Source organism: Pantoea sp. X-Soil-TKNS-1211 (assembly GCF_059730495.1).
In genome coordinates this window covers 477021-502551 of record NZ_AP035954.1, presented here as the reverse complement: position 1 = coordinate 502551, position 25531 = coordinate 477021, and the positions used below count along the sequence as shown (strand labels likewise).

Annotated in this window: 23 protein-coding genes; 12 read left to right on the top strand and 11 right to left on the bottom strand. The window is 55.6% G+C overall.

Translation table 11 applies throughout. The features are described from left to right. Positions 1-99: 99 nt before the first annotated feature. Positions 100-540, top strand: coding sequence for a hypothetical protein (locus tag AC6I8W_RS22710; protein WP_497838381.1), 441 nt, complete (start codon positions 100-102; stop codon positions 538-540). 103 nt (positions 541-643) lie between these two features. On the opposite strand, the gene AC6I8W_RS22705 is transcribed toward AC6I8W_RS22710, so the two are convergent. Next, a complete protein-coding gene (locus AC6I8W_RS22705) occupies positions 644-1276 on the bottom strand; it encodes a LysE family translocator (RefSeq protein ID WP_497838380.1) in 633 nt (210 codons plus the stop codon). A 141-nt stretch (positions 1277-1417) separates the two neighbouring features. Here AC6I8W_RS22705 and AC6I8W_RS22700 point away from each other — a divergent pair, with 141 nt between their 5' ends. Beyond that, positions 1418-3268, top strand: a complete 1851-nt coding sequence (locus tag AC6I8W_RS22700) for a sigma-54-dependent Fis family transcriptional regulator (protein ID WP_497838379.1) — start codon at positions 1418-1420, stop codon at positions 3266-3268. A 32-nt stretch (positions 3269-3300) separates the two neighbouring features. Here AC6I8W_RS22700 and AC6I8W_RS22695 read toward each other — a convergent pair whose 3' ends face one another. Both AC6I8W_RS22695 and AC6I8W_RS22690 read right to left on the bottom strand, forming a co-directional pair. After that, positions 3301-4356, bottom strand: coding sequence for a 2,3-butanediol dehydrogenase (locus AC6I8W_RS22695; protein WP_497838378.1), 1056 nt, complete (start codon positions 4354-4356; stop codon positions 3301-3303). Between the two features lie 280 nt (positions 4357-4636). Next, on the bottom strand, positions 4637-5548 hold the full coding sequence (locus AC6I8W_RS22690) for a LysR family transcriptional regulator (protein WP_497838377.1): 912 nt from the start codon (positions 5546-5548) through the stop codon (positions 4637-4639). Positions 5549-5685: 137 nt separating this feature from the next. Here AC6I8W_RS22690 and AC6I8W_RS22685 point away from each other — a divergent pair, with 137 nt between their 5' ends. The 4 genes from AC6I8W_RS22685 (at position 5686) to AC6I8W_RS22670 (ending at position 9593) form a co-directional block, all read left to right on the top strand. After that, positions 5686-6687, top strand: coding sequence for a zinc-binding alcohol dehydrogenase family protein (locus tag AC6I8W_RS22685; protein WP_497838376.1), 1002 nt, complete (start codon positions 5686-5688; stop codon positions 6685-6687). An 86-nt stretch (positions 6688-6773) separates the two neighbouring features. Beyond that, entirely contained in the window at positions 6774-7427 is a 654-nt protein-coding gene (gene nfsB, locus AC6I8W_RS22680; protein WP_497838375.1) for an oxygen-insensitive NAD(P)H nitroreductase, read from the top strand. Between the two features lie 187 nt (positions 7428-7614). Next, entirely contained in the window at positions 7615-8385 is a 771-nt protein-coding gene (locus tag AC6I8W_RS22675; protein ID WP_497838374.1) for an ABC transporter substrate-binding protein, read from the top strand. A gap of 116 nt (positions 8386-8501) precedes the next feature. After that, positions 8502-9593 (top strand): DUF2817 domain-containing protein, encoded by a 1092-nt coding sequence (locus AC6I8W_RS22670; protein ID WP_497838373.1) that lies wholly within the window; start codon positions 8502-8504, stop codon positions 9591-9593. On the opposite strand, the gene AC6I8W_RS22665 is transcribed toward AC6I8W_RS22670, so the two are convergent. Continuing rightward, positions 9578-10351, bottom strand: coding sequence for a HalD/BesD family halogenase (locus AC6I8W_RS22665; RefSeq protein WP_497838372.1), 774 nt, complete (start codon positions 10349-10351; stop codon positions 9578-9580). The genes AC6I8W_RS22670 and AC6I8W_RS22665 overlap by 16 nt on opposite strands. Before the next feature lie 99 nt (positions 10352-10450). On the opposite strand from AC6I8W_RS22665, the gene AC6I8W_RS22660 reads away from it, so the two are divergent. Genes AC6I8W_RS22660 through AC6I8W_RS22650 form a run of 3 tightly spaced genes read left to right on the top strand, consistent with a single transcriptional unit; the run spans position 10451 to position 12722 of the window. Next, positions 10451-11350 carry a LysR substrate-binding domain-containing protein gene (locus tag AC6I8W_RS22660; protein ID WP_497838371.1) on the top strand — a complete coding sequence of 300 codons (900 nt, stop codon included), beginning with the start codon at positions 10451-10453 and terminating at the stop codon, positions 11348-11350. A 56-nt stretch (positions 11351-11406) separates the two neighbouring features. Beyond that, complete coding sequence (locus AC6I8W_RS22655; RefSeq protein ID WP_497838370.1) at positions 11407-12276, top strand: helix-turn-helix domain-containing protein; 870 nt, start codon at positions 11407-11409, stop codon at positions 12274-12276. Positions 12277-12314: 38 nt separating this feature from the next. Then, complete coding sequence (locus AC6I8W_RS22650; protein ID WP_497838369.1) at positions 12315-12722, top strand: DUF2000 family protein; 408 nt, start codon at positions 12315-12317, stop codon at positions 12720-12722. Between the two features lie 33 nt (positions 12723-12755). On the opposite strand, the gene AC6I8W_RS22645 is transcribed toward AC6I8W_RS22650, so the two are convergent. Together AC6I8W_RS22645 and AC6I8W_RS22640 are read right to left on the bottom strand one after the other, a co-directional pair. After that, positions 12756-14111: an amidase gene (locus AC6I8W_RS22645; protein ID WP_497838368.1), complete on the bottom strand. Its 1356-nt coding sequence runs from the start codon at positions 14109-14111 to the stop codon at positions 12756-12758. Beyond that, entirely contained in the window at positions 14098-14949 is an 852-nt protein-coding gene (locus AC6I8W_RS22640) for an MBL fold metallo-hydrolase (RefSeq protein WP_497838367.1), read from the bottom strand. The genes AC6I8W_RS22645 and AC6I8W_RS22640 overlap by 14 nt, the downstream gene beginning before the upstream one ends. Positions 14950-15019: 70 nt before the next feature. On the opposite strand from AC6I8W_RS22640, the gene AC6I8W_RS22635 reads away from it, so the two are divergent. After that, entirely contained in the window at positions 15020-15949 is a 930-nt protein-coding gene (locus AC6I8W_RS22635) for a LysR family transcriptional regulator (RefSeq protein ID WP_497838366.1), read from the top strand. Between the two features lie 5 nt (positions 15950-15954). On the opposite strand, the gene AC6I8W_RS22630 is transcribed toward AC6I8W_RS22635, so the two are convergent. Then, the gene (locus AC6I8W_RS22630) at positions 15955-16656 is read right to left on the bottom strand and encodes an SDR family oxidoreductase (RefSeq protein WP_497838365.1); all 702 of its coding nucleotides are present in this window, start codon (positions 16654-16656) and stop codon (positions 15955-15957) included. A 133-nt stretch (positions 16657-16789) separates the two neighbouring features. Between AC6I8W_RS22630 and AC6I8W_RS22625 the strand changes: the two genes are divergently transcribed. Further along, positions 16790-17704, top strand: coding sequence for a LysR family transcriptional regulator (locus AC6I8W_RS22625; protein ID WP_497838364.1), 915 nt, complete (start codon positions 16790-16792; stop codon positions 17702-17704). A 76-nt stretch (positions 17705-17780) separates the two neighbouring features. On the opposite strand, the gene AC6I8W_RS22620 is transcribed toward AC6I8W_RS22625, so the two are convergent. The 4 genes from AC6I8W_RS22620 to AC6I8W_RS22605 all read right to left on the bottom strand — a co-directional run bounded on the left by AC6I8W_RS22620 (position 17781) and on the right by AC6I8W_RS22605 (position 24174). After that, positions 17781-18818 (bottom strand): ABC transporter ATP-binding protein, encoded by a 1038-nt coding sequence (locus AC6I8W_RS22620; RefSeq protein ID WP_497838363.1) that lies wholly within the window; start codon positions 18816-18818, stop codon positions 17781-17783. A gap of 10 nt (positions 18819-18828) precedes the next feature. Then, the gene (locus tag AC6I8W_RS22615) at positions 18829-20592 is read right to left on the bottom strand and encodes an ABC transporter permease subunit (protein ID WP_497838362.1); all 1764 of its coding nucleotides are present in this window, start codon (positions 20590-20592) and stop codon (positions 18829-18831) included. Positions 20593-20636: 44 nt separating this feature from the next. Continuing rightward, positions 20637-21722, bottom strand: a complete 1086-nt coding sequence (locus tag AC6I8W_RS22610) for an ABC transporter substrate-binding protein (RefSeq protein WP_497838800.1) — start codon at positions 21720-21722, stop codon at positions 20637-20639. 82 nt (positions 21723-21804) lie between these two features. Next, positions 21805-24174 (bottom strand): glycoside hydrolase family 3 C-terminal domain-containing protein, encoded by a 2370-nt coding sequence (locus tag AC6I8W_RS22605; protein WP_497838361.1) that lies wholly within the window; start codon positions 24172-24174, stop codon positions 21805-21807. A 418-nt stretch (positions 24175-24592) separates the two neighbouring features. On the opposite strand from AC6I8W_RS22605, the gene AC6I8W_RS22600 reads away from it, so the two are divergent. Then, positions 24593-25513, top strand: a complete 921-nt coding sequence (locus AC6I8W_RS22600; protein WP_497838360.1) for a LysR substrate-binding domain-containing protein — start codon at positions 24593-24595, stop codon at positions 25511-25513. The last annotated feature ends 18 nt before the right edge of the window (positions 25514-25531 follow it).

Genomic DNA, 25531 nt, shown 5'->3' with positions numbered 1-25531 from the left:
GCGTCTGAATTCGGAAAATACTGGAATTGTGTGACTGTCATCACCCCGCGTCACAGGCTAAAATGAATCCTTCTCATTCAGAAAAGGTTTTTCGTCACGATGCTTTCGCGTTTTACACTGACCAGCCTGATGGCTGCGACATTACTGACTGGTTGCGCGCGCCACGCCACCACCGATACGGCTGCCACTCAGGCCCCTATCTCCAATAACGATATCGCCTCGCCATTCGAACAAGGTCCGACGGTTATCAACGTGAGCCATGAAGTGACGCGTACCGATGACGGATCGGCGATCTATGTGACGGTGGATGGTCAGGATGCCGGTCTGCTGACCAAAGGCGAAGATAAACAGATTCATGTTGCGGCCGGTAAACATAAAATCGGTGGTTACGTGCAGACGTTGTTTGGCTTTGGCCGCGTGACGATTCAGTCGGTGGACGTGACCACCGATCCTAAAGGCCCGAAAAACGTGGTCTATTCTGTGACCAAACAGAAACCGGCGTTTAGCGAAGTGGCCGACAGCAAGCCAGGCAATTCCTGATTTTTCTGTAAACCTGACGTTTGCACCGATGCGTGGCGGTGCGATTTATCGCGCTGATTTTGTTGGTCTTAATCGCGCGCGATAAATCGCGCCGCTACGGGAACTAATTACGGCTGAGCACCAGCTTCAGCCCGGCAACCGCAAAGCAGCAGGCAAGCAGTGCGTCGAGACCGCGACGGATTTTACGGTAGAACGTTGCCATCGGTGCGGTGGAAAACAGCAGCGCATACCCGCAGAACACCAGCACACAAATCCCGGCACAGCCCGCAATAATCATCGGCAACGTGGAGGCCGCCGCTTCCGGTTTCAGTGCCACCGACATGATTGCCACCCAGGTCAGAATCGCTTTGGGGTTGCCGACATGCATCAACAGGCCCTGGCGAAACATCTTGCCATGGTGGCTACGCTCCCCGACGCGCAGGGAAAATTCCATGGCATCCGGTTTACGTAACGCCGATCGTCCGGCTTTACTCGCCAGCCACAGCAGATATAACCCACCGCCGATCTTCAACACCAGCAGCAACTGAGCAAACGTCGCCAGTACGGTGAGTACGCCACAGGCTGCCAGCAGCGCCCACAGCATCGACCCCCCAATTACGCCGCCCGCCAGCGCCAGTGCGGCACCGCGCCCATGTTTCATCGCCGTACCCATAATCGCCATGTTGCTCGGACCTGGACTGGCGGTGGCAACAAAATAGGTGGTGTAGATCAACATCAGTTCGTGTGAAAGCGCCATAATTTCCTCAGTGGCTGATTGAGTCCCGATTTAGTGTTATATCGTTGAACACGACATTTTTCCATGCCAGATCTGTTAATTAGGTGTTAATTCGCTATGCTGTGGCTCCACTTAACCGGGGTGTAATGCAGGAGAAGGGCTGTGAATCTGAGCCAGCGCGAACATATCGCCAACGTGGTTGCCAGCGTCGAACAGGCGGCTGCAACCCAGGTGCTGAATCCGCAGGAAAGCGATGTCGTACAGGCATCCTGGTTACGTTGTGTCAATCATCATGGCCTTGATCCCAGCCGATTGCAGGAGGCACGTATTTTGCCCGCACGGCAACTGCGTGAGCATCGTCAACAGTTGGAAGCGTTGCGGTTTGTGGCGCAACCGGGCCTCGAAAAGCTTTATCAGCAGATTGCGCCTGCCGGCTACATTCTGCTGCTGGCGGATGCGCAGGGCGTGGCGGTTGATTATCTCGGCGACGCTAACGCGGAAATCAGCCTGCGACGCGCCGGGCTGTTCCTTGGGGCGCAATGGTCAGAAGCGCTCTCCGGCACCTGCGCGGTGGGGACGGCGCTGGCAACGAAGCAGGCCATTACCATCCATCAGACCGATCATTTTGATGCCACCCATATTCCCCTGACGTGCAGCGCTGTGCCGTTATTCGATTCGCAGGGCGATCTCCAGGCGGTGCTGGACATCTCAGCGTTGACTTCACCACAGCCGCGCACCAGCCAGCATCTGGTGATGCAACTGGCGCAGCAGCAGGCACAGAAGATTGAAAATGCCTGGCTGATGCACCGCCATCGGCATGACTGGGTGCTGAAACTGAGCCGCAATCCTGCCTGGCATGATATCGAACCGGAATTTTTGCTGGCATTCGATGGCAGTGGTCGGCTGACAGGATTGAATCCTGCGGCGCGGCACTGGCTGAGCGCGCATCCGCAACCGCTGGGACTGCCGCTCTCCACGCTGTTTGCTGGCCCGATGGAACAGCTGCTTTATACCCCGCAGTTGGAAGATATCAGCGGGCAGCAACGTTTTTATGCGCAAACGGTGCATCCGGCGCGGCCAGCACCTGTAACAGGCGTGACGTTGTCACCAGAACTGGCTGCGTTAACCGGTGGTGACCCGCAACTTGATCAACAGTTACGGCGAGCCACGCGACTGCTCGACTCATCGCTGCATCTGCTGGTGCAGGGCGAGACTGGCAGTGGCAAAGAGTATTTTGCCCGTGCATTTCATCAGGCCAGCCAGCGACGCAAAGGTCCATTTGTTGCAGTGAACTGTGCGGCAATCCCGGCCAGTCTGCTGGAAAGTGAATTGTTTGGGCATCTGCCAGGCAGCTTTTCCGGTGCCGGTAGCAAAGTACGACGCGGACTGATCCAGGCCGCAGAGGGCGGTACGCTGTTCCTTGATGAAATCGGCGATATGCCGCTGGAGATGCAGACGCGTCTGCTGCGCGTGCTGGCCGAGCAGGAAGTGATGCCAATTGGCGGGCGTCAGCCACAAAAGGTCGATATCCGCGTGCTGTCGGCTTCACACCACTCGCTACCCCAACGTGTTGCTGCCGGATTGTTCCGTGAAGATTTACTTTATCGTCTGCAAGGCGCTTGCATCCATCTGCCGCCGCTACGCGAGCGCAAGGACATCAACTGGCTGATGGATCAGATGCTGACAGGACGGGCGCAACTCAGCGAAGCGGCACGTCGTGCGCTGGTCGGCTATCGCTGGCCGGGAAATCTGCGCGAACTGGATCATGCGTTACAATACGCGTTGGCAATGTGTGAAAGCGGGATCATTGAACTGGACGACCTGCCTGATACGCTGCGCGTTATTGCGCCACTCGAGTCAGGTCCAGGCGATGATGAGCAGGGTGAGTTATTGCGCCAGTTGCGGGCTGTGCGCTGGAATATGAGTGAAGCCGCGCGTCAGCTCGGTATCAGCCGCATGACGTTGTATCGTCGTCTGCAACGGTTAGGCATTCAACTGCCCGAGCGGCACTAGAAACGGGCCAGCCATACTGGCCCGTGGATTTATTACTGCGGTGGACGTACCAGAATTTTGACCTGCTGTTTCTCTTTCACCAGCGCTTCAAAGCCCTGTTCGACCAGGTCGGCCAGTTCAATACGTTTTGTCACCAGTTTGTCGGCCTGGAAGTAGCCCTGCGTCATCAGCTCCATCACCGCCGGGAAGATATGGCGATAGGCAATGATGCCCTTAACGCTACGTTCGCTCAGTACCACTTTATTAGGATGGAAAGACGCTTCGCCTTCCCAGATGGAGACGATGACGGTTTCGCCTTCATAGTTGGTGCTGTCGATACACTGCTTCAGCACCACCGGTACGCCGGTAACTTCATAAGCCACGTCCACGCCACCGTTGCTCAACTCGCGAATCTTCGCCACCGCATCTTCTTTGCTCGGGTCGATCACCACTTTGGCACCCAGTTCACGTGCTTTCTCGGCGCGTTGGGGTGACAGTTCCACCACGTAGATTTCGGATGCACCTGCGGCCCGCAGCGCTTCAATCACCAGCAGGCCAATCGGACCTGCGCCAAACACAGCGGCTTTGTCGCCCGCTTTCAGTTTGCTCATGCGTACGGCATGCAGCGCGACCGCCGCCGGTTCCACCAGCGCGCCTTGCTCGTAAGAGAGCGCATCCGGCATCCGATGTACCATATGCTCTGCCACGGTGGTGAAGCTGGCAAAACCGCCGCCACCACCCGACAGACCGTGGAAGCCAAGGTCGCCGCACAGGTTATATTTACCTTCGCGGCAGGCCGGGCATTCGCCACAGGAGAGGATCGGTTCGACCACCACGCGATCGCCCGCTTTCACTTTGGTGACGCCTGCTCCCACCTCGACCACCTGGCCGGAGAACTCATGGCCGAGGACGATTGGGGCGATGTCGTGGCTGATTTTGTGTGGTTTTTCCACCGGGACAAAGATCGGACCCGCGATGTATTCATGCAAATCGCTGCCGCAAATGCCGGTCCATGCGACTTTGATTTTAACTTTACCGGCAGTGACCTGGGGTTCTTCAATATCATCGACGCGAATATCGCGTGCTTTATACCAACGTGCCGCTTTCATGTTGTTCTCCTTGAGGCTGGCATTATTTCTGTCCATTGCCACACAGATGGCCGGTGCAGAAGCTCAGCGTGGCTATAGCGAGAACTGTGCCAATACGAAAGGGGGAATTATTTAATTTTAAATCAATACGTTGATGCGTCGGTGTTTTGTGGGTGGTGTCTCGCTGTGACAGGTGTAACGTGTGCGATTGTCACAATGAGACAGGTTAAAACGCGCGATAAATCGCGCCGCTACGATTTCGTACGGGTTGTAGCGGCGCGATTTATCGCGCAAAACCCCTTCAGGTGACCAATTGCGCGGTCAGCGCCCGCAGATGGCTGCGCAGCACTTGATGCAACGCGCGAATCGCCGGAGAGAACTGTTTGCGGTGAGGGCAAATCAGATGCAGAGGGGTGCTTTCGCCGGGCTGGTGTGGCAGCACCACTTCAAGCCGGCCGGCCTGCACATCGTCGCAGACATCAAGCCAGGATTTATACGCGATCCCCATTCCGGCGACTGCCCAGCGGCGCGCCACGTCGGCGTCATCGCACAATAAGCGGCTTTTTACCGTAATCTGACGGCGCATACCTTCCTGCGGAAAGGTCCATTTGTCATACACGTGGCCGTTCATGACAAATAGCAGGCAGTTATGGTGGGCGATATCTTCGAGTTTTGTCGGGCGGCCATGTTGATCGAGCCAGCTGGGGGCGGCCACCAGCACGCGGCGATTATCTTCCGCCAGTGGCAGTGCGACGTAACTGCTGTCGTCAAGTTTGCCGTAGCGAATGGCGATATCCACCGGGTCACGAAACACATCGCTAATCTGATCGGAGAGTGACAGGCGTACCGACAAAGAGGGATGTTCGCGACAGAAGTCAGTAATCAACGGCAGTACGATGTTGCGGCCAATATCGGACGGTAACGCGATTTTCAGTTCGCCGGATAACGCATCTTCGCGACTTTGCAAACTGTCGGCACCAGCCTGCATCAGTGCCAGCATCTCCTGGGCGTAGGGCAGGTATTTCTCCCCCTCCGCCGTCAGACGCAGGCTGCGGGTAGAACGGGCGAACAGCCGTTTATCCAGCTCGCGCTCCAGACGTTGAATGGCAGCGCTCACCTGACCGGGTAGCAGGTCGGCTTCGCGTGCCGCACGGGAAAAGCTGCCGAGTGCGGCAGAACGTACAAACAAGGTCACATCTTCCAGCCGAATCATTTCATCACCCTTCAGCGACAGTGGATTTTCACTCTAAAAGTGAAAGTGTTGCTCTGCAAGAGGCATTTTTAACCGTGTAAAGGCAGCGTAGGCTACGCGTTATTCGCTAAAACCCTTGATGAATAAGGAACCACAGTATGAAAGCGATTGTATACAGCCAAAACGGTTTACCGATTTCTGATGAAAATGCCCTGTATGACCTTGATGTCGCTCAACCGCAACCGGGAGCGCGTGACCTGCTGGTCAAAATCAATGCCATCGCCGTCAATCCAGTGGATACCAAGGTGCGTGCCGGTGCACCCACTGATAAACCGCGTATTCTTGGCTGGGATGCGGTCGGGGTAGTGGCAGCCGTAGGTGAGGCTGTTACTTTATTTAAACCCGGTGATGAGGTTTTTTATGCCGGTGACATCACCCGGCCCGGCAGTTACGCCGAATATGGTCTGGTCGATGAACGTATCGCCGGGCATAAACCGCAATCGCTGAGCGATGCCGATGCCGCCGCGCTACCGCTTACCGCGTTAACCGCCTGGGAATTGTTGTTTGACCGTCTGGAAGTACAGCCAGAAGAGGATGCGGCGCTGCTGATTATTGGTGCGGGTGGTGGCGTTGGCTCCATGCTGACGCAACTTGCGGCGAAGCTGACCGGGCTGACAGTGATCGGCACCGCTTCGCGTCCTGAAACCGCAGAATGGGTACGCTCGTTGGGTGCGCATCATATTATTGACCATCACAAACCTTTGGGTGAGCAGTTAGCCGCGCTGGGAATTGCCGAGGTACGCTATGTCGCCAGCCTGACCCACACCGACAGCTACTACCCGCAACTGATTGATGTGCTGGCTCCGCAGGGCAAACTGGCGCTGATTGACGATCCTGAATCACTGGATGTGGTGCCGCTGAAGCGTAAAGCGATCTCACTGCACTGGGAGCTGATGTTTACCCGCTCGTTGTTCCATACCGCTGATATGCAGCGTCAGCATGATATTTTGCAGCAGGTCAGCAGTCTGATCGATGACGGGACGTTGCAGACCACCGCCGGGGAACATCACGGCACCATTAACGCCGCCAATCTGCGTAAGGCTCACGCCTTAATCGAAAGCGGTCGTGCGCGTGGCAAGATCGTGCTGAGTGGCTTTTAACGTATTGAAACACAAATCGTTAACCGCAAAGTTAACGAAGCGGATAGGGTAGTTCCACCTAAACTGTGATTGTTCTGGAGAATAACATGACGTTGAATGATGCTGTGGCGCGTCGCCACACGGTGAAAGCCTTTGCTGCGGGTAAAAGCCTGCCTGATGCCGAGATCGAAACCCTGCTGAACGTGCTGCGTAACAGCCCGTCATCGGTCAATTCACAGCCGTGGCATTTTGTGGTGGCTGCAACTGCGGAAGGGCGCGAGCAGATTGCCCAGTCAACGCAGGGACCGTTCGTGTATAACGGGCCAAAAGTGCTGAATGCTTCACACGTTATCGCGCTGTGTATGCGTACCGATCTTGATGACGCGCATCTGCAAAATGTGCTGGCGCAGGAAGAGAAAGAGGGGCGCTTTCTGAAGCCAGAGGCAAAGGCCGGACAGGATAAGAGCCGCCGTGGCTATGTCGATATCCATCGTTATGAGCAACGCGATATCCCACAATGGATGGAAAAACAGGTTTATCTCGCGCTGGGTGGCCTGTTGCTGGGTGCGGCGATGCTGGGGATTGATGCCACACCGATGGAAGGTTTTGACCAACGTGCGCTCGACCAGGCGCTTGGCCTGCGTGAAAAAGGATTCACCAGCGTGGTGCTGGTGTCACTCGGCTATCGCAGCGATGAAGACTTCAACGCGGCGCTGCCGAAATCCCGCTTGCCACGTGACGAGATTTTTACCTTTATTTGATGATAGCGGTCATCCATTTGATACGCCGGTTAAGCAAAACTTAACGGCGCATCAAATCTGGCTAACTATCTAACAAATATAAGATTTTACTCTGAGTAAATCGCCGTAATTCGCTGGTGGGAACAGGAACGTCATGTTATTAAATTTGCATGTCGTGCTGAAAACCACCTGCATTTCGGAGTTTACAATGAAAAAGAGCCTCTCCATCGCTTTGCTGCTTTCTCTCTCTGCCTTCACCCACATCGCTCAGGCGCAACAAACCCTGCGACTGGGAGTTGACCCCACCTTTCCGCCGTTCGAATCGAAGGCGGCTGATGGTTCTCTCCACGGGTTTGATATCGATCTTGGCAACGCCATCTGCGCACAGGCTAAAGTGAAATGTCAGTGGGTGGAAATGGGGTTTGACAGCAGCATCCCAGCACTTCAGGCGAAGAAATTTGATGCCATCCTGTCAGCCATGTCGATGACCGACAAACGCCGCCAGCAGGTTGCGTTTACCGATATGCTGTACAACACGCCGAGCGCGTTGCTGGCGCCCACCGCCAGCAAACTGACCACCGATGTGGCGACCTTGCGCGGCAAAACCATCGGCGTGGCGCAGGGCACCATCCAGGAAACGTACGCCAAAACTAAATGGGCGCCGGAAGGGGTTAACGTGGTGTCTTATCCTAATCAGATGGAAGTCTACCCGGATCTGATTGCCGGACGCCTTGATGGTAGCCTGAGCAATGCCGTCTCGGCGGAACAGGGATTCCTGACCAAGCCAGAAGGCAAGGATTACGCCATTAAAGGCACCTTGACCGACAAAACGATCTTTGGCGATGGCGTCGGTATCGCGCTGCGCAAAGGGGATGAGGCCAACCTGAAGCTGATCAACGCGGCGCTGGCGGAAATTCATCAGAACGGCACCTACGACCAGCTGACGAAAAAATACTTTAAATTTAAAGTTTACCCCTGATCATTCATAACGGCACACCATCGTAGCGGTGCGATTTATCACACGTATTTTGAACCCCAAAGGTCAAAAGAGCGCGATAAATCGCGCCGCTACGGCTCCGCAGGAATCTGAAAGATATGTCACTACCACAATATATTCCGCAACGCGCGCGCTTCCTGGCCGCCGCCGAACGCCAGGGCGCGGTCATCACATCCTATGCTCATCCGCTAACGGGTCCACAGGGCGAAAGTCTCTACACCGATGTCGCGCTAATCGGCTCGCCCTCTGCGTCACGTCTGATGCTGGTGGTGTCCGGCACCCATGGTGTTGAAGGTTACTACGGGTCGGATTGCCAAATTGCCTGGCTGGATACGCTTGATGTCGATGCATTACCCGTTGATAGTGCCGTGCTGCTGGTCCATTTATTGAACCCGTGGGGTGCCGCGCATTTGCGCCGGGTAAATGAAGACAATATTGATTTGAACCGTAACTTTGTTGACTTCAGTCAACCGCTGCCCGGCAACCTGGATTATGCGCAGTGGCACGGTATTTACCACGGCGATCGCGCCAGCGCAGATCGGCAACTTATGGAGGCAGTGAATCGCGACAGCTGGCAGGCGCTAAAACGCGTGGTGGAAGCAGGGCAATACGTTGCCGCAGACGGCTTCTTTTTTGGCGGTTATCAGCCGAGTTGGTCCTACCGAACCCTGCAGACCATCATCGCGCAACATCTGTCGCAGTCCAAAACTATCCTCAGTTTTGATCTACACACCGGTGCGGGTGCGTGGGGGCATCCGATGCTGCTGTCGATCGCCGAACAACTTTATCCGGCTCACGACTGGGGCAAGGCGATCTACGGTGAATGGCTGACGCTGCTGTTTACCGGTGTCGGACGTGACAGCTCAACCGGTGTAACCGCAACGGCTACCGGTTATCTGTCGCAATTTCTACTGACCTCACTGCCCAATACCACCCTGCTGCCGTTGGTGGTCGAGTGTGGCACCTATGCCGGAGAGGAGATGCATCGGCGGGTGCGGGACGATCATTGGTTACATCTGTATGGCGATCCCACCAGCGCAGCAGGACAAGTTATCAAGCAGGCGCTGGTGGAAGGCTTCTGGCCTGATGATGATGACTGGCGTGCGTTGGTGGCATTTCGTACCCGGCAGATTTTTCAGCGAGGCTGGCGTGCCCTGAACGACACGCCAGCTGTTTATAACCGCCCGTAAAACGTCATACGGGCGGTTTCCGATAACGCAATTCCCGGTGCGGTGTTATAAGCCAGCACCGCCAGCATACGTGTCACTTCGCCTTCGGTCGGCGTGACACGGTGCAATGAATTGCGACCACGGAACAGCACCAGATCACCCGCGTCGATCGCCAGCGCATCCACCGGCTGGTGTTGATCCAGTACGGCGGCGACACCGTCGTAGTTCATCTCACCGGCATCTGCATCGCGCAGATCTTTTACGTACTGGAACACGCCACCCGCCAGCGGTTTCTGCACCAGCAACGTGATAGCAAATGACGAGTTATCGAAGTGCCAGCCCAATTCCTGGCCGTGTGGTGCGTAATGCAGGTTGATGGATGATAGCGGATCGGCATAGGGGTAGAGCGCTGCTTCGCCTAACACGTCGCAAAGGAAGGACTGAAATACCGCATCATTATAGAGTTGGCGCAGTGGGGAATCCGCGTGGATCGCATCATCGGTAATACAACCTTTGGTGCTGATGACATCACGATTGCGCGGATGATCGGCGCTAAACGCCTCATCCGGCTTCGCCAGATAGACGTTATGTTTGCTGACGGTGTGGTAAGCCAAATGGCGTTGCGCGTTACCTTCCTCGATGATGGCCTGCAAGGCCGCAGGTTGTAAAAATTGACGCAACACCAGCGCGCCATGTTGGTTAAGTTGCGCACGGCAGCGTTGACGCCAGTCGTGATCGGCCAGCGGGTGCAGGTCCAGACGTACCAGAGACTCAGACATAACAACAATTCTCATGATTAGCAGGTGTGATGTTACTCTAACGACGGCCAGCGTGGCTGTGTAACGATAAATACTTAATACCCTGATAAGGAAGCCTTAATGCCTGCTCAATCGCCGCGTCTGCCAAAAATCAGCGTCATCCAGTCGTTCAAAGTGGCTGCTGAGTTAGGCAGCCTGGCAAAAGCGGCTACGCAGCTGGCATTAACGCCAGCGGCAGTCAGCCAGCAGATTCGTCAACTGGAAGAACAACTGGGTAGCGCGCTGTTTTTGCGCACGCAAAGTGGCGTGATGCTGACCGATACCGGCAAAGAGTATTTACGCTATGTCTCTGAAGCATTTGATATTTTGCATATGGGTCAGCAAAATATTCGCCATGCCGCCGTGGCACCCAAACTGACGGTTTATGCGTTGCCAGCACTGGCGTCGAAATGGTTGTTACCACAACTGGCGGCCTGGCGTGCTCATTGCCCGGATATCGACCTCTCGTTACATGGCACCCACGCGCAGGTGGATTTCACCGCCATGCCTGCCGATTTTGTCATTTGTTTTGGCGAAGATCGCTATCCGCAGTTGGATAAGCAATGGTTGTTTCATGATGAGGTACTACCGGTTGCCAGCCCGGCGCTGCTGCAACGTTATGCCACTGCTGACATCTTCAGCCACGCCCCGTTAATCCATCTCGACTGGGGCAATGAGGGCCGATTCTTGCCGAACTGGCGCAGCTGGTTTCAGGCGAAAGGCAGGATTGAACCCGTACCGCAACCGGCGTTTAGCTTTAACCTGACCTCGCTGGCCATTGATGCTGCGGTAGCCGGTGTCGGGCTACTGCTGGGGCAGCGCCGTCTGATCGCGGCAGAACTGGCGCGCGGGGAACTGGTGGTGGTTGATGAGATGAGCTTGCCTCTTAGCAAACCCTATTTCCTTGCCTGGCCGCAACGCACCCTGAGTCAGCCCGGCAGCGAGGCGATGATTGGCTGGTTGCGTGAGTTGGGTGCATAAGTGTACGCCCCGCTGGTATAGTGCCAACTTCATCGCCACACCACTCAGGAGCCGCTATGCCAGCCAGAAATGTCAACGCCAGTAACAGCGACTGGGTTGATTTTCGTCGTGATGACGAAACCGGTATCGAAAGCGTTAATGCGCATTTTTGCGGGCACGCTTATGATCCACACGATCATGACGAACTGTTGGTTGGCGTGACACAGCAGGGGCTGCAACGCTTCAATTGCCATCGCGCATTGCACACCAGCACCCCAGGCCGCTCGATCCTGATTGAACCGGGTGCGGTGCATGATGGTCATGCACCGGACACCGAGGGCTTCACCTATGTGATGCTCTATCTGCCACAGGCGTGGGTGGCGGGAATGATGCAACGGCGTGGCTTGGGGAATATCGCCAACATTGAAGCCGCCTTTCGTTCAACTCTCAACGATGATGCGTTGCTTGCCAGTGCAATTCAGCAGGCATGGTATACCGTCCATCACGCGGAAGGGCGGTTAGCGCGCGACCAGGCGTTGGACCATCTGCTGACCATGTTGTCACGTCATCTTGATCCACGTCCGGGTGTGCAACGTTCTGCTGCGCTGGCTTCGATGCAGTTACTGCGTGACTATCTACATGATTTTATGGCTGAGGATATTGGATTAGAAGACCTGTCGCGTTTGTCGGGTATCGATCGGTTCCGTCTGACGCGTCAGTTTAAACAAGCCTTTGGTCAGTCACCCCATGCGTATCTGGTGCGCCTGCGTTTACGCAGTGCGCGTAACTTACTGGCACAGGGCGTAGATCCGGCGCAGGTGGCGTCACAGGTCGGTTTCTCCGACCAAAGTCACCTCGGGCGTTGGTTCCAGCGTGCCTACCGTATGACACCTGCCTCTTATCAACGAAAGTGCACAAACGTTCTAGATCACCCGGCGCGATCTTGATGATGATAGGGCTTTGACCCTAACTGAGAGTTGTGCAGATGTTTGATACTAAAATCGCCCTGATCGTTCGTGATGATTTGGCAAGCTGGCAGCGGTTAAATGTGGTGGCATTTCTGGCTACCGGCATTGCCTCAGCGGCACCAGAGATGATGGGCGAACCCTATATTGATGCGCGCGGTCGGCACTATGGCAACATGGCCGGGCAACCGATGCTGGTGTTTGCTGGCGATCTGCCGGGTTTACAACGCGCTCATCGACAAGGACTGGAGCGTGAATTGACTATCATCCCCTATGTCCACGCGATGTTTTCCACCGGTCATGATGCGGCAAACCGCGAAGTCTTCCTGGCGGAGGATGCCGATAATATGGACCTCGTGGGGATTGCCTTACGTGGACCTAAGAAAGCCGTCGATAAAGCAATAAAGGGATTATCGTTGCATGGGTAACCATTGCCGCAGTGGCGGCAATGGCCATGCTAGTTACCGACCAATGGCCGCCATTTGTGCTGCCGCCTGTAATAACAAATCCTCACGGCCACGCAGCGCCAGCAGTTCCATACCTATTGGCAACCCCTGAGCGGTAAAGCCCACCGGAATACTGATAGCCGGTGCACCCGTGACGGCGGCGAGCAGGGCGTTGCTGCCTGGCTGTAACTCGCCATGTCTGACTGGCGGATGCTTCACCACCGGAAACGCCAGCAGGTTGATTTTGCGCTGGGCAAATAGCTGCACAAGGGTTTGATACAGGGTACGTTGACGCAACTGCTGCATGGCATAGCTGTCACTGGCTTTACCAGGATGGTTGGCTCGCGCGGTAAACACCGCTTCCAGTTGCGGATGATGACGCCCTGATGTGACCACCTCCGCGAGTGTCCTGGTTTCTGCCTGCGGTTTATCCGCCAGCCAGACTGCCAGCGCTTCGGCGAACTCCCAGGGGATGATATTGGCTTCGCTCGCCAGCGTCTCAAGCTGGGGGAAGGCGATCTCCTGCTGGCTGCCGCTATCGCCGACCAGGGCCGCCACGGCGGTGGACACGGCCTGATTGATCGCCATTTCCTCAGCGGCAAAACCTTCCAGCCACAGACCGATGCGCAGCGGCTCGTCATGGTGCGGAAAATGCTGTCCACTCAGGATCTCACTGGCAAGACGCAGATCGGCAGGATGACGCACCAGCGCACCGGGGATATCCTGGGTGGGTGACAGCGGCACAATACCCTCGATACTGATTGCGCCGTGCGTCATGCGCAGGCCGTAAAGATGATTGAATGCGGCCGGAATACGTACCGAACCCGCGGTATCGGTGCCAATCGCCAGTGGGACATAACCCGCCGCCACGGCGACGGCGGATCCACTGCTGGACCCGCCTGGTGAATGCCCCGCCAGCCAGGCATTGTCGGTGAAACCGCTGAGCGACGATGCCCCGGTAATACCGGCCGCCAGCTCGTGCATGGCGGTTTTACCGATCAGCACTGCACCTTCCGCGCGCAACGCCGTGACTAATGGCGCGTCCTGTTCAGCAATGACGTGACGCAGCAACACCGATCCGGCGCTGGTGGGCCAGCCCCGCACATCAATGTTGTCCTTGATCAGCACCGGAATACCTTCCAGTTTGCCAGGTGATTCCCCATGCCGACGACGCGTGTCACTCTCAGTGGCTGCCGCCAGCGCCTGTTCGCTAAATAACCAGGTGATGGCGTTGTAACGCGGACCGTTTTGATCGGTTTCAGCAATCCGTTGCAGTGCGAATTCTGTTAACTGGCGAGCCGAAGTGGCTCCCTGTTGTAATGCATCGGCCATGTCGCTTAGCGATGCACGAAGATACTCAGTGTATTGCATCCGGTTCAGCCTCCAGCGGTGTCCAGTGGGGCAACCCATGTTCAGCAGAGATGACTCTGCCGCATGAGCTGGCGGAAAAATGAGAACTGAACCAGATTGCCTGATGTTGCAGGCACCAGTCTATCGCCAGTTGCCTTGAACGCACCGCCAGCGCCTTCTCTTCACAAAATACCGAATTCCACTGGGGAAACTCGAATTGTATTGGATGATGCATCACGTCCCCGGAAAAAATCGCCTGCTGGTTGCCGCTGGAGAGCAGTAGCGAGGCGTGATCAACGCTGTGTCCAGGGGTAGGCAGATAACGCAGCACGCCGGCGAACAACGGTGAATGCTCAACCTCTACCGTTTCGAGCTGACCACTGTTAATCAGCGGTAAAATGCTGTCGAGATACAACGCCTGCATGGCTGGATTGCGCTGACAGCGCGCCAGCTCTTGTGCGGAGCACACATAACGCGCCTTGGCGAACATTGGCTGCCAATGTCCATCCTGCCAGTGCGTATTCCAGCCGACATGGTCGGTGTGAATATGCGTCATCAGCACCAATGTCACCTCGTGCGGATGAACACCCGCCTGCGCCAGACGTACGGCATAGTCAGTTTGTAACTGATGAAACAAAGGCTTATGGTCGCGATCCCGCTGATTACCGGTGGCGGTATCAATGATAATGACGTCATCGCCGGTACGTACCACCCAACTGTGAATCGACAATTCTGCCGTCTGCTGTGCCAGACCCAGCGGCATCTCTGCAAGGTGGTCCGGGTACAGCGCAGCAAACGGCAGCGCAGCGGTCTGTTCAGTGACTTTTTTAATCAGGCAATCGCCCACGTGAATGTTCATATTTGACTCCCGGCCAACGTGAACCCCCACTATACTGATGCCAGTTTCATTATTTAAATCGATTGGAATTATGGAAATCATCAATGAAAATGATTTAAGTCGGGTCGACCTTAACCTGCTGGTGGTGCTGCTGGTGATGTATGACACCCGCAGCGTGACGGGTGCCGCGCAGCGGTTATATCTTGGGCAGCCTGCGGTGAGTGCCGCGTTGAAACGGCTGCGTGAGATGTTTGCTGATGCGTTATTTGTCCGTTCGTCGCAGGGGATGATACCGACTCCGCGTGCGGAGCAGTTGGTGCAACAATGCGCGCCACTGTTGCAGGGGATGCATCGCGTGATTTTCAGCACACCTGCCTTTAACCCGCAGCAAGATCGCTACAGTTTTCGTCTGGGTATGAGCGACTGGATTGAGCAGTGGCTGATGCCCGATTTGCTGGCAGAGTTGATGGTGGAAGCACCGCAGGTGGATGTCACCGTACTATCAGCCGATCCCTGGCAGGCTGTTCCTCTGATGGAGAAGCAACAGGCCGATGTGGTGGTGACGGTCGGCAACCCGACCAGCCGGGATCTGATGCGAGAAGAAATTGCCCGCGCCGGATTCAGCACGCTATGGGATCGCCAGCAAATTCCCGCAAGTTCTGCGCTGACGCTGGCGGAGTTTGTCCGCTACGATCATGTGCTGGTGTCGTATCGTGGCGCAAATGAAAGCGCGCTTGATGAACAGCTCCAGCAGCAGGGTGTTGCGCGCCGCGTGCGTTACGTCACGCCGCATTTTTCCGCGTTACCGATGATGCTGAAACGTTTACCGTTGTTTGCTACCGTGCCGCAGGGGCTGGTCAGCAACTGGTGCGAGCGTTTTGGCTTGTGTGCGGCACCCGTACCTGTGGCAATGCCCGATTATCGCTTGTCGCTGTTGTGGCACAATGCGCGCCACGACGATGACGCGAATCGCTGGATGCGGGAAAAGTTGCGTCAGCTATTGCTACGCAAACTTGTATAGCATGGTTACCACGGCACTTCACGACCAAGATAGTCGAGATAGTGTAACCCGGTGCGGCCTTGCCAGGCTTCCATGGTGTTGAGCAGATTCGGGATGCTTTCATCAATGCTCAGTCGGGCTTCAGGCCCCCCCATATCGGTACGCACCCAACCGGGTGCCATCAACAACAACGTGCGTCGATCATCCTGATGGCGTGCGGCAAAGCTGCGCATCAGCATATTCAGGGCGGCCTTGCTGCCGCGATACACTTCGTAGTTGCCATTGGTGTTATTGGTCAGGCTCCCCTGACCGGATGACATCACCGCGATGGTGCCGTTGGCGCTGACGGTATCTTTGAAGGTTTCAATCACCCGTAACGGGCTAAGCGCATTGGTCACCATCACGCGAATAAATTCGTCGGTGGTGACATCGGCGATGGTTTCGCCATCGTTGTTTTTTACCCCGGCGTTAACGAACAACATGTCAAACTCGCGCCCCGCCAGCCGTTGATGCAGTGCGTCCACCTGTTCGGGTACGGTGATATCGACGCTTTCGACGCTCAGTGCCGTCGGATAGCGCGTTGCCAACGCTTCCAGCCGCGCCGTTGAATGCTCACGCCCGGTTGCGACTACCTGATAGCCACGCTGCAACATGGTTTCCGCCAACGCGAAGCCCAGTCCGCGCGATGCACCAATCAGCAGCACACGTGGGGTTGATGATCTGGTCATAGCCATCTCCTGTGATGAGGTTAACGACAACCAGTGTAGCGCGGGGGGATAGCAGGCGGAACGCGCAGGATATGCATTGATTACCTGCATCAAACGCCTTGTTTCATGACAGGCAATCAGCGAAGATGACGGAATGAATGAACCTGATTTAAATCTCCTGCTCGCTCTTGATGCGCTGCTGGCGGAAGGCAGCGTCATTGGTGCTGCCCGCCGTCTTGGCTTGAGCGAATCCGCCATGAGTCGCACGTTGGGCCGTTTACGCACCACTACCGGGGATGCGCTGCTGGTGCGTGCCGGACGTAATATGGTGCTGACCCCTTACGCCGAGGCTATCCGGCAGCGTATCCAGCAGAGCCTGAGTGAGGCGCGGGCGTTGCTGCAACCGGCGGCGACGGAGTTGGATCTCCTCACCCTGGAACGCCACTTTGTGTTGCGCACCAACGAAGGGTTTGTCGAGGCTTTTGGCGGCATTCTGATCGGTGCGCTGGCGCAAGTTGCGCCACGCGTTCGGCTGGATTTTGTTGCCAAGCCAGAGAAAAACTCCCGCGACCTGCGGGAAGGACGTATCGATCTTGAGATTGGTGTGTTGGGGAATATGGGACCAGAAATTCGCATGCAGGCGCTGTTTCGCGATCGCTTTATTGGCGTGGTACGGCAGGGACATCCGCTGGCACAGCAGGCAACCGTAAGCCAACTGGCGGCCTTCGGGCATATCGTGGCTTCACGACGCGGTGAACTGGGTGGGCCGGTGCATGATGCGCTGGCAGCGGCGGGCCATACGCGACAAGTTGCTGCGGTGGTACCGGCGTTTTCTACGGCGGTGGCCATCGCCCAGGACTCCGATTTGGTGGCGCTGGTGCCGCGCTCACTGTTTCTGCATCATCCGTTGATTAAAAACAATCCGGCGCTGGCAAGTTTTGAATTGCCGTTCAGCACGCCAGAAATGACGGTGTCGCAGCTCTGGCATCCGCGGCTGGAAAATGACGCGGCACACCGCTGGTTGAGAAGACGGCTGCATGAACTGATCTCAGCATGTGGGCGAACGTAGCGGCGCGATTTATCGCGCGATCCGGTGCGCGCGGCAGGAAAAATCAGCGCGATAAATCGCGCCGCTACGGGAGATCTTACGCCGACAACACCCGGCTGTTGGCCATATCCCAGTTCAGCGATACGCTGTCGCCAATGGCACCGGCAGACACACCGCTACTGCGCACGATGAATCGTGCGCCGCTTTCCAGGGTCACCACCACGCGGGTTTCCGAACCGGCGTAGATACGCTCACTGATCTTGCCATGCAGCAACGCCTGGTCACGCGCGCACAGCTGAATATGCTCCGGGCGAATCACCAACGCCGCATTGCCGTTGGCCGTTGCCCCAGGCAGCGCGAAGGCACCCTGAGGTGTCACCAGGCTGCCATTGCACACTTCCCCCTGCAAAATGTTCGACAGACCAATAAACTCAGCAACAAAGGTCGAATTTGGCTGTTGATAGATGGCTTCCGGTGTATCGACCTGCGCGATTCTTCCCTCGTTCATCAGACAGATACGATCCGATAACGCCAACGCTTCCTCCTGATCATGGGTGACGAAAATAATGGTCGCGCCAGATTCCCGGTGGATACGCTTGATCTCCATCTGCATGGTTTCACGCAGTTTGCGGTCCAATGCACCGAGCGGTTCATCCATCAGGATCACACTCGGTTGATACACCAGGCAACGAGCCAGCGCGATGCGCTGTTGCTGCCCACCCGATAACGCCCGTGGAAAGCGTTTGGCGGCATGACCCAGTTCGACCATCTCCAGCGCCGCTTGCACCTTACGCGCAATCTCCGCTGCGGGTAGACGACGCATCCGCAGCGGGAAGCCCACGTTCTCCTCCAGCGTCAGGTGCGGGAACAGCGCGTAGTTCTGGAACACCACGCCAATATCACGTTGGTATACGGGCGTCCATGTCTCGTCACGACCATCGATCAGCAAGCGCCCGGCAGTCGGCTCGGTCAGGCCGCTGATAATTTGCAGCAGGGTGGTTTTGCCCGAACCGGATGGCCCGAGCAGGGTGAGTAACTCTCCGCTATGCACCGCCAGATCGAGATTTTGTAACACCGTGGTTTGGCCCCAGGCTTTGCCGATCTGTTCAGCCTGTACTTTGGTGGTTGAGGACATATTTTTCTCCTTACAGGGCTTCGGCTTTACGGCGCGAGCGTTCAGCAACAATAAACAACAGCGTCACCACGGTGAGAATTAACACCGAAGCCGCAGCCAGCGTGGGGGTAACGGATAACAGCACGTCATCCCACATTTGTTTTGGCAGGGTTTGTTTCACGCCACCACCGACAAACAGCGCCACCGTCAACTCCTCGAAAGAGTTGAGGAAGCCAAAGATAAACGCCGCTACCATGCTGCTTTTGATCAGCGGCAGGGTGATGTTCCAGATCACCCGCAGGCGATTGGCACCGAGCGTGCCCGCCGCCTGGTCAAGTCGCCAGTCGTAGTGTTTAAACGTGGTGAGGATGATGATAAACACCACCGGAATCGCCATCACGGTATGGCCGAGGATGATGCCGAGATCCGATCCCACCAGTCCCAACGTGGCAAACAAGTAAAACAGCGCTACGGCGGTCACGATATTGGGCACAATCATCGGTAGCAGGAAGGTCATCACCACCAGGCTGCCGCTCTTGCCCTGATGACGCGCCAGGCCAAAGGCGGCAGTGGTGGCAATCAACACCGCCAACACGCCGGTCACCAGCGCAATGCCGAAGGAACGGGCAGTTGCCCCCATCCAGATCGGGGATTCCAGGTAGGTTTGCATCCAACGCAGCGAAAAGCCCGGTGGCGGGAATTGCAGGAAACTGGAACTGCTGAAGGCCATCGGTAAAAACGACACCACCGGCAGTACCAGTACGGCAATGACCAGCACGCTGAACAGCGCCAACAGCCAGCCAAAACGCGGTTTACCCGGCAGACGATGCAGCAAAGCCGCGACACCATCAAACAGCCGAGCCACCACGGCAACCAGCGCATAACCCACCGCGCGTATCCGCGGGCTGCTGGCATGACCTTCGCCGCCAGCAATTGACGACATGCCAAACAATTTGTCGTAGCAAAAACACACCAGCAGCGTCACCACCAGCAACATCATGGCGATAGCACCCGCCAGTCGCCAGTTGAGCAACTGCTGCACCTGGGTAATCAACAGCTGTCCGATCACCGAATCCTGCGGACTCCCCAGCAGTGCGGGGGTAATAAAGAAACCGAGCGAACCAATAAAGATCAGCAGGCAGGCCGCCACCAACCCCGGCATCGACAGAGGAAAGAAAATGCGCCAGAACGCATTGACGCGTGACGCCCCCAGCGTATGTGCGGCTGGCAGCAGACGACTGTCAACATTGGTCATGGTCGGGAGCATGGTAATGATCGCCAGCGGCAACATGCTATGTACCATCGCGAACACCACTACGCCGCGCGTATACAGCACATTGAGTGGCTGGTCGGCTCCGAGACCCATCAGGATTTCGGACAAAATGCCGCGACGCGACAGCAGCACCATCCAGGCGAAGTTTTTCAGCAGTGCGCTGGTCCAGAATGGCAGCAGGATCAGCCACATCAGACGACGGCGCGTGTTCTCACCACGCTGAGCCAGCCAGTAAGCCACCGGATAACCAATCAGCAGGCAGGTCAGGGTGGTCTGTAAGGCGATGATAAAGGTATTCAACGTCACTTTGACGTAAATACCCGCACCAAACATCTGGCTCCAGACATCGAGAGAGAATTGACCATCGCTATTTTGAAAACTCAACAGCATCAGTTTGAGCGTCGGCCAGGCGAGAAAAATCGCCAGAAACAGCAGGCCAGGCGCGGTGAGCCACAGTGGATGCAGCCGTGGTCGCTGACGTTTGATCTTATTGTTGGCGGCAGGTGTCGCAAATTCAGTCAAGAAAAATTCCTCCAGGGTAAGAGGGCGCAAGGCCCTCTACCGGATCAACTCATTACCCATTTCTCGAAGCGTTCAGTCAGCGCAACCTGATGTTCACCCCAGTAATCCGCACCAATCAGTTGCAGTTGTTTGATGTGATCTGGCGCGGTCGGTAACAGCGCGGCTTTCTTCTTATCAATAAACTCATAGGCTTTGATGTTGGTCGGGCCGCAGGCCAGGTCGTTGGTATAAAGCGACTGACGTTTGGCATCCATGCAGAACTGGATGAACTGGCGCGCTGCTGCCAGTTTCGGGCTGCCGTGCGGAATGGTGAAACCGTCAATGTTGTAAAGTCCCTGATCCCAGGCAATCGCGGCGGGTGCGCCACCGTCAATGGCAGTTTGCGCGCGAGTACTCCAGATACTCAACATATCCAGCTCGCCGCTCTGCAACAGTTGGGTCGCCTGGGCACCGCCGGTCCACCAGATATCAATGCTTTTGCGGATCTTATCGAGGCTGCGGAAGGCGCGATCCACATCAAGTGGGTAGAGTTTTTTCGGATCGACACCATCAGCCATCAGCGCCACTTCCAGCGTACAGATCGGACTGCGCCACAGGCCACGACGACCTTTGAATTTTTCTGCGTTCCAGAAATCAACCCAGTTCTGCGGGCCATTGTTGCTGGCGAAGGTATCAGTACGATAGCCGAGCGCCAGCGCAAAAATACTCACGCCGCCGAACTGCTTAGTGATGGAACCCGGCACATAGTCCTGCGGATCGCTCACCGTGACATTGATATCTTCCAGATAGGGTTTTGGTTCTTTGTTCAGACGCACCAAGTGTTCCGGGTTGAGCAATGCCACATCGAACAGGTAATTTTTGGTATCCACCATCATCTGGAACTGCGGCACCGGATCGGGGCCAAGAACGGTATTGATGATTTTGATGCCGGTGGCTTCTTCGAACGGTTTATAAAATGCCTTGCTGAATCCGGTACCGTAAGCGCCACCCACGTCGGCAACCGTCAGGGTTTTCACCTCAGCAGCCCGCGCCGAACGAGTGATGATCATTGGTGCCAGTGACGCGACAGCCGCTGCCCCCAGCCCGAGTTTCAGCGCGTCACGCCGGGTATACTGACCTTTCTCTGTCATCTTTTTCATTAGTACCCTCTGCATAGCTTGTTGTTATGTTTATTGCCCGCGCTGGGCGGGCCTATTTCCTGGTGCTGACCTGTTATTTCTGTTCTGCCTGAAGCATCGCTTCGTTTACCTGTGCGACCAGAGCATCCATCGCCTCTGGATCAAAACGCTGACGGAAACGGCGATCAAAAGTGGTGAAGAGGCCAAAGAAGGAGTTGGCACAATGCTCCAGCATCCGGTCGGCGTCCGACTCAGAAATGCTGAGTTGTTGTTGCAGGAAGCGATTGAAGTAACTGCGCGCCAGCGGGTTTTCCAGAATGAAAACCGGCTGAGTATCGCGAGCAATCAGACGGTAGCGTGCCACTTTGTTGACTGCGGTGACATTGGCCTGCAACGGCAGATCGCGGGAGTGTGGGCCGACGCACAACTGCATCGCACCTTCTTCCAGAATCCACTGCTGACGGGCGGTGTCGTAGTAGCGCAGATCATCCACCGGTACGGTGAAACTGATGCGGCGTGACTCACCGGGTTGCAGCTCAACTTTGCAGAAGGCGCGCAACTCTTGTAGCGGGCGTTTCTGACGTGAGTTCAGGTAACGGCTGTAAAGTTGGCACACCTCTTTGCCGCTGCGGTCACCGGTGTTAGTTAAGGTGAAACTTACCGTGACGTTGTCACCGGCTTTAATACTGTCGCGATCAACCGCGATATCGCTATAAGCGAAGTGGGTATAGCTCAGACCAAAGCCAAACGGGAACAGCGGGGCGATTCGACGTACGTCATACCAGCGATAACCGACGAAAACCCCTTCGCTGTAAAGATGACGACCATTTTCTCCCGGATAACTATGCCAGCCTGGAATGTCTTCAATCTGCTGCGGGAAAGTCACGGTTAGTTTGCCGCTGGGATTGACCACGCCAAACAGCACATCAGCCAGTCCGCCGCCCATGGCTTGTCCGGCGTAGAAAGTCTCCACCACGGCGGCCACCTCGTTTAGCCATGGCATTACCACCGCATCCGGGTTCGCCAGCACCACGATCACCTTGTTATTGACCGCCGCCAGGGCGCTGATTAAGGCATCCTGGCCGGCCTGCAAGTTAAGGGTGCGACGATCTGAACCTTCACCGTCATAACCGTCTTCGCTATTAGCAAACACGATGACGCGATCGGCTTCGCGCGCGGCCGCGCAGGCTTCATCGCGCAGTGTGACGCTCTGTTGTTCATCCAGTGAATCGCCCTGGCACCAGTTCAAGGTCGCGCCACCGGCAGCGAGTTTTTCCATCTCATCCCACGGAATATCAACCTGCGTGGGTAGGGTGGTGGCACAGCCCGAACCCTGAATCACCGGGGTTTTGGCACCGCTGCCGACTACCAGCAGACGCTCGCCGCTGCGGCGATCGAGTGGCAACGCCTGCTTATCGTTCTTCAGCAGCACGATGGATTCCGCCACCATGCGGCGCGCAAGCGCATGATGTTCAGTGTGATCAACCTGAGTGGCACGTTGCTCGCTGTGCAGCGCGCGATGCACCATCTCCAGTACGCGCACGGCTGAGGTTTCCGCCTCGGCACGTGGCACGCGATTTTCTTCAATCGCCGTCACCAGCGCGGCTTTGCGCGTCTCACTTTCTGGCATATCAAGGTCGTTACCTGCCAGCAGCGATTGCGGGCGATCTTTCACCCCGTGCCAGTCAGCCACCACCACGCCCTCAAAGCCCCAATCATGACGCAATACATCGGTCAGCAGCCAGCTATGCTCGGCAGTCTGGATACCATTCAGGCGGTTATAAGAACTCATCACCGTCCAGGGCTGCGCCTGCTTGATCGCACGTTCAAAACCACGCAGATAGATTTCGCGCAGCGCACGTTCATCAACAATCGAGTCCATGCTGGTGCGCTCAATCTCGGAGTTGTTACAGGCAAAGTGTTTCAACGACGCACCGACACCGCGTTGTTGCAGGCCATTGATCACGCCGGTGGCGATTTCACCGGAAATCAGCGGGTCTTCGGAATAGTATTCGTAGCTGCGGCCGCCCAGCGGGGTACGACGGATGTTAATGCCCGGACCCAGCAGCAAATGGACGCCCATTTGCTGACACTCTTTACCCAGTGCATCACCCAGTGTTTGGGCCAGTTGGCTGTCCCAGCTACAGGCAAAGCTGGAGCCATTAGGGAAACAGGTAGCAGGTTTCATGGTGCCCCAGGCCACTTCAACATCTTTAGCGCGTTGGTTCACCACGTTGAGGAAACCGGCAAAATCCTGGCCGCCTTTCTCGTCCTGATCAATCTGCTGGATCGAGTAACGTACGCCGTAGGTGCCATCGGTCATCACCATGCGGGGAATACCCAACCGTTCATTGGCTTCTGTTTTCCACATCCCGTGACCGCTGAGAATATCTCCCAACTCCGCCGGAGTCATGGCCTGGACCAGAGAGATAAAGTCTCCATTTTCGAACCGTTCTGAACGCATCGTGTTATTCCAAAGTTAGAGGAGGGTGACCGCCTGTTATCAAATTGTCAGACACTATGGCGGCAGGCTGCGGCACGAGGCAATTATTAAATTTGTGGCCTTTAAATTGAAAAAAACTATTCAGGTAAAGATGAAAATTAATCGGGTGAAATAACAGGGAAGAACAACGAATTCGCACTGTCAGGGAGCGTGAGGCGCATTAATCTGGCGCATTTTGATAAGTAATGGTGCAGAGGGTTAGGGTGATTTTTTTTCTTTATCGTAACTGAACAAAATATCCTTAACCTTACAGCCGTTAACAAAAAGGAGAATGTCGTACAGATCTCATTTTAATGGCATGGAGTTTGCTTTAAATAGATTGGATAGTTTAAATCTATGCAACACCTGCATCAGTAAATATTATTTAAATGGTTTTGATATGACACATTTCACACTCAAGCAACTCAAATACTTTGTCACTGTGGTGGAAACTGAAAGCATCGCAGAGGCATCGCGGCAGTTACATATCGCCCAACCTTCGATCTCTGTGGCGATTAAAAATCTGGAAGATGCTTTCGATCAGCAACTGTTTATTCGCCACCATGCTCAGGGTGTTTCATTGACCTCCAGTGGACGACGCTTTTACGAAAAGGCCAGGGAGCTGTTGCGTCTATCCTATGAATTTGAACAAAGCTCACGTGCGGAGAATGAATTGGTCAGCGGAACCATTGCCGTTGGGTGTTTTGAGTCAGCCGCGCCACTCTATATGCCGAAATTGATCGCGGGTTTCAAAAAACTCTACCCGGAAATCAATATTCAGCTGTACGACGGTGAACAGCATGAGCTGATGCACGGCCTGCATCGTGGGCGCTTTGATATGGCTTTTCTTTATGATCTTGATCTCGATAATGTGATTAAAAAAGAGCCACTTAACGCACCGCATAAGCCCTACGCGTTGCTGCCAGCGGCACATCCCCTGGCGCAAAAAAGCGCGGTGACGTTACAGGAGCTGGCACGGGAACCCATGATTTTGCTCGATGCCGTCCCCAGTAAAAATTACTTCATCAATATTTTCAAAGAGAATGGTTATCATCCTGAAGTGGCTTACAGTTCGCCCTCCATCGAAATGGTGCGTTGTATGGTGGGGCAAGGACTGGGTTTTTCGGTGCTGGTGACACGGCCTTGTTCTGATATAACTTATGATGGGGAACGGTTGGTACAACTGGATATTATTGACGAAATGGCAGATTCAACCCTGATTATGGCGTATCTGCAAAATAATGAACCGACGCGTCCGACACGTTTATTTATGGACTATTGCCGAACCGTAGAATTGACACCGGCAAGCTATACGCATTAATAATATGTTACACCCGAC

Coding starts and splice junctions, on each gene's coding strand:
- AC6I8W_RS22675 (WP_497838374.1), top strand. CDS start 7,615: ATGAAAAAGAGCCTCTCCATCGCTTTGCTGCTTTCTCTCTCTGCCTTC.
- AC6I8W_RS22660 (WP_497838371.1), top strand. CDS start 10,451: ATGCCTGCTCAATCGCCGCGTCTGCCAAAAATCAGCGTCATCCAGTCG.
- AC6I8W_RS22650 (WP_497838369.1), top strand. CDS start 12,315: ATGTTTGATACTAAAATCGCCCTGATCGTTCGTGATGATTTGGCAAGC.
- AC6I8W_RS22665 (WP_497838372.1), bottom strand. CDS start 10,351: ATGTCTGAGTCTCTGGTACGTCTGGACCTGCACCCGCTGGCCGATCAC.
- AC6I8W_RS22645 (WP_497838368.1), bottom strand. CDS start 14,111: ATGCAATACACTGAGTATCTTCGTGCATCGCTAAGCGACATGGCCGAT.
- AC6I8W_RS22620 (WP_497838363.1), bottom strand. CDS start 18,818: ATGTCCTCAACCACCAAAGTACAGGCTGAACAGATCGGCAAAGCCTGG.
- AC6I8W_RS22705 (WP_497838380.1), bottom strand. CDS start 1,276: ATGGCGCTTTCACACGAACTGATGTTGATCTACACCACCTATTTTGTT.
- AC6I8W_RS22610 (WP_497838800.1), bottom strand. CDS start 21,722: ATGACAGAGAAAGGTCAGTATACCCGGCGTGACGCGCTGAAACTCGGG.
- nfsB (WP_497838375.1), top strand. CDS start 6,774: ATGACGTTGAATGATGCTGTGGCGCGTCGCCACACGGTGAAAGCCTTT.
- AC6I8W_RS22670 (WP_497838373.1), top strand. CDS start 8,502: ATGTCACTACCACAATATATTCCGCAACGCGCGCGCTTCCTGGCCGCC.
- AC6I8W_RS22690 (WP_497838377.1), bottom strand. CDS start 5,548: ATGATTCGGCTGGAAGATGTGACCTTGTTTGTACGTTCTGCCGCACTC.
- AC6I8W_RS22600 (WP_497838360.1), top strand. CDS start 24,593: ATGACACATTTCACACTCAAGCAACTCAAATACTTTGTCACTGTGGTG.
- AC6I8W_RS22655 (WP_497838370.1), top strand. CDS start 11,407: ATGCCAGCCAGAAATGTCAACGCCAGTAACAGCGACTGGGTTGATTTT.
- AC6I8W_RS22630 (WP_497838365.1), bottom strand. CDS start 16,656: ATGACCAGATCATCAACCCCACGTGTGCTGCTGATTGGTGCATCGCGC.
- AC6I8W_RS22695 (WP_497838378.1), bottom strand. CDS start 4,356: ATGAAAGCGGCACGTTGGTATAAAGCACGCGATATTCGCGTCGATGAT.
- AC6I8W_RS22710 (WP_497838381.1), top strand. CDS start 100: ATGCTTTCGCGTTTTACACTGACCAGCCTGATGGCTGCGACATTACTG.
- AC6I8W_RS22685 (WP_497838376.1), top strand. CDS start 5,686: ATGAAAGCGATTGTATACAGCCAAAACGGTTTACCGATTTCTGATGAA.
- AC6I8W_RS22625 (WP_497838364.1), top strand. CDS start 16,790: ATGAATGAACCTGATTTAAATCTCCTGCTCGCTCTTGATGCGCTGCTG.
- AC6I8W_RS22640 (WP_497838367.1), bottom strand. CDS start 14,949: ATGAACATTCACGTGGGCGATTGCCTGATTAAAAAAGTCACTGAACAG.
- AC6I8W_RS22635 (WP_497838366.1), top strand. CDS start 15,020: ATGGAAATCATCAATGAAAATGATTTAAGTCGGGTCGACCTTAACCTG.
- AC6I8W_RS22605 (WP_497838361.1), bottom strand. CDS start 24,174: ATGCGTTCAGAACGGTTCGAAAATGGAGACTTTATCTCTCTGGTCCAG.